Source organism: Fulvivirga sp., from assembly GCF_040220315.1.
Taxonomy (GTDB): domain Bacteria; phylum Bacteroidota; class Bacteroidia; order Cytophagales; family Cyclobacteriaceae; genus Fulvivirga.
Genome location: NZ_JAVJUY010000344.1, coordinates 1 through 3,104, shown reverse-complemented (window position 1 = coordinate 3,104; position 3,104 = coordinate 1). Strand labels below are relative to the sequence as shown.

4 protein-coding genes are annotated in these 3,104 nt (G+C 37.5%); 1 reads left to right on the top strand and 3 read right to left on the bottom strand.

Annotated elements, in window-relative coordinates; translation table 11 throughout:
- The coding region (locus RLO81_RS17400) for a hypothetical protein (RefSeq protein WP_350114640.1) at positions 1–252 on the top strand (252 nt) is incomplete at its 5' end.
- On the opposite strand, the gene RLO81_RS17395 is transcribed toward RLO81_RS17400, so the two are convergent.
- The 3 genes from RLO81_RS17395 to RLO81_RS17385 form a co-directional block, all read right to left on the bottom strand.
- Positions 253–1,545 carry an OmpA family protein gene (locus tag RLO81_RS17395; RefSeq protein ID WP_350114638.1) on the bottom strand — a complete coding sequence of 431 codons (1,293 nt, stop codon included), beginning with the start codon at positions 1,543–1,545 and terminating at the stop codon, positions 253–255.
- Between the two features lie 80 nt (positions 1,546–1,625).
- Positions 1,626–2,072 (bottom strand): YtoQ family protein, encoded by a 447-nt coding sequence (locus RLO81_RS17390; RefSeq protein ID WP_350114636.1) that lies wholly within the window; start codon positions 2,070–2,072, stop codon positions 1,626–1,628.
- A partial coding sequence (locus RLO81_RS17385; protein WP_350114633.1) for an amidohydrolase family protein occupies positions 2,069–3,104 on the bottom strand: 1,036 nt, incomplete at its 5' end. The genes RLO81_RS17390 and RLO81_RS17385, both read right to left, overlap by 4 nt.

Genomic DNA, 3,104 nt, shown 5'->3' with positions numbered 1-3,104 from the left:
GCTGTAAGCCTTGATGACAAAAGAATAGGTACTATCAACCACACTACAAAAACAAAAGTACCGGCATTGTCTGATTTCAGTGTGCCAGTGGATGCTACTTTCAATATTTCAGATGGTTTGTTAAATAACCTTTTTAGTATGCTGGGAGGTAAGAAGATGAAAGCTCGTTACAAAGGTTTTATCAAATTGACTGTAAAAGGCGTACCCATTCGTGTTCCAGTTGATTATGAGGAAGAAATCAGACTGCGCTAATTAGTAAATCAGGTAAAATTCTACGCGTCTGTTTCTAGCACGCCCCTCATCGGTTTCATTGCTTTTTAACGGACTGGTTTCACCCATAAAGTTAACCGCAATCAAATTTTTGGGCACTCCCAATTCAATTAACATCTGTGCTACTGACTCTGATCTCCTGTGAGAAAGAGATTCATTATATTCATGCGAACCATGACTGTCGGTATGACCTATTAATTCTATTCTCGCCTTTTTGGTATCTTTCCATTGATTGTAGACTCGCACTATATTACTGGCAGCCAAAGGTGTTAAATGATGTTTATCAAAATCAAATTCTATCTGACCAATTCTGTGCCTCTTAGAAATATGTACATCTGGTAATTTTATTTCATCCAATTTATCAGCAGCTAATTTTGCCAGCTTATCTGCTTGCCTTTTCTCTTTAAAATGATCATCCAGGTTTGCGATAATTTCACCTGAACTTTGGAACGATCCTGCATCCAGAAAAACCCCTGAATCTAAAATGCCATCCCCAACATCTGCAATTGCCATTTTAATATGATAGACCTTATTTGGAATTACTCTCGCACTTGCTTCGAGTACAGTTGTAAAGCCATCGAACTGTGTATCGTACTTAGGAGGTACCTCTTCCTTTAAATAATTTAAATTGGTAACTACTTCTCTATTTCTAACATCCCAAATAAAGGGATCGGTAGTATTGATATAAGCATTATCAATATAATACTGGCTATTCAACTCATTATTTACTGTGTTAACAGTAATGGGTGTTTTGCCATCAGGTAAGCGAGCTATATTCTCTTTTTTTACATTTTCACCCGAAATAAAAAACCCAAAAACATCATTGAATTTAGATCCAACATATTCGAGATACTCTTCGGAAGCAAAAACAAATCGGAATGAGAGGTTTTCCGAAACGGTTACAAAATCGAACTCCAGAACAGCGGCATCCCATGTTTTACCTCGCGCAATTTCTTCTAATTCTTCATCACCAAAAGCAGAGCTCGCCCAACCAGTTCTAGGCGATTTATTAGGACCGAGGGCGTAATAAGCATTCCCTGAAGTAAGTAAAATACCTTTGCTTATTCCTAGCTGATTCGTTTGATCCAAATAAGTGCTTATTGCATGCTTTTCTCCTGTAAATTTTACATTTCCCACTTTAACCCCTGGCCCAAGCAATACTTTTTCAACGAGATACTCTGCTGTAAAACTAGTATCAACAACTGCTTGTCCATTGGCAATACAATGGATTAGAAGTAAGCTTAGAATACAATATATTTTTAAAGAGTTGACCAAGTGATTGTCTAATTAGCATCAATATAACATAATTAACGGCCAATTAGGTTCTTCAGCTGCCTTTTGGAGAATACTATAGATTATTTCAAAGTGAGGTACTCCAATATTTTAATAACTTCGACTTCATCATGTGCAACAGCCATTGCTTGCGCATCCACTTCCTTTAAGGCATGCGTGAAGTCTTCAGGATGGATAACAATATAGGACTTGCCCATTGAGGCAGCGTAGCCAGCATCAAAAGCAGCATTCCATTGTCTGTATTTTTCTCCGAATTTAATAATTACAATATCGGCAGATTCAATCCCGTTTTTAATTCGTATGCTGTTGATTTTTGCTGCCTTATGATCCTTCCAGAAGTTTTTATCCTCAGGCCCTGTGGCATCTACACCTATATTATCACTTGCATCATGATCGGTAACAGGTCCAGTAAATGAAATGGGTAAATTCTTACTTTCAGCGGCCTTAATTATATCTTCTCTCCAATTAGAATGAATCTCTCCCGATAAATACACTTCATAATCCGTCATCTGATTGCTAGTTTTTTTAATGTTCGAATAAAATTCTCTTTTATAACATGCTCTCGCTCATGATGGTTTGATTTTACTACCCATTCTCCATTTACAATGGTTCCTAAGTTCCATGAAGTATCAGAAGAATATATGATTGTAGACAACCATGACTCTTTATCAGAGGTGGCTAAAAGCGGAACATTGCAATCATATACCATTGCATCAAAATGCTGACCCTCCTTAAAATAGTTTTCATTACTATTCCCCATAGCTGCTCTACCAGAAATAAGAGCTTGGTCAAAACCATAATGGCCACTGTCATTTTGATTTTGAGATACAAATGTATTCCTTTTATGAGTAGTTAGTCTTTGCCCGTAATCCAGAAGTCTCAACTCCTCACATGGGTTTAAACCTACATGACTATCAGTGCCTATAGACCATTTGCCACCTAGTTCCTGAAATCTTCTTAAAGGGAAAATGCCATCTCCTAAATTACCTTCAGTGCTTGGACATAACACTACACGCGCACCAGAACTTGCAATGGATTGCACCTCTTGATCAGTTAAATGAGTAGCATGAACTAAGTGATAATTAGCACTCATTTCTACATTATCAGCTAACCATTCAACAGGCCTTTTTCCTTGAAAAGTGATAGAGTCTTCAATTTCTTTGAGCTGTTCAGCAATATGAATGTGAAATGGTCCGCGTAAATCTTTATTACTGAGTACGGCTTTAATATCTGAACAATCAACAGCTCTTAAAGAATGAATTCCATAACCTAAATTCGCTCCATTGTAAACTTTACAGGCTTTCGCTGATGATTCGAGCAATGCATAATAATCATCAATAGTTTTAGAAATAAACCTCCGCTGCCTGTCTTGAGGTGCTTGCCCAAATCCCCCTTTTTGATAGAACATGGGAAGGAGTGTAATCTTTATTCCAGCTTCTTTAGCCGCAGCAATAAGTCTTTCACCATGCTCGGCCAGATTATTATAAGGTTTGCCACTTACATCATGGTGCAGATAATGAAATTCGGCTACCTGAGTATAA

Bases quoted from the DNA above. Each gene is read 5' to 3' on its own strand.
- RLO81_RS17390 (WP_350114636.1), bottom strand. From the start codon at position 2,072: ATGACGGATTATGAAGTGTATTTATCGGGAGAGATTCATTCTAATTGG.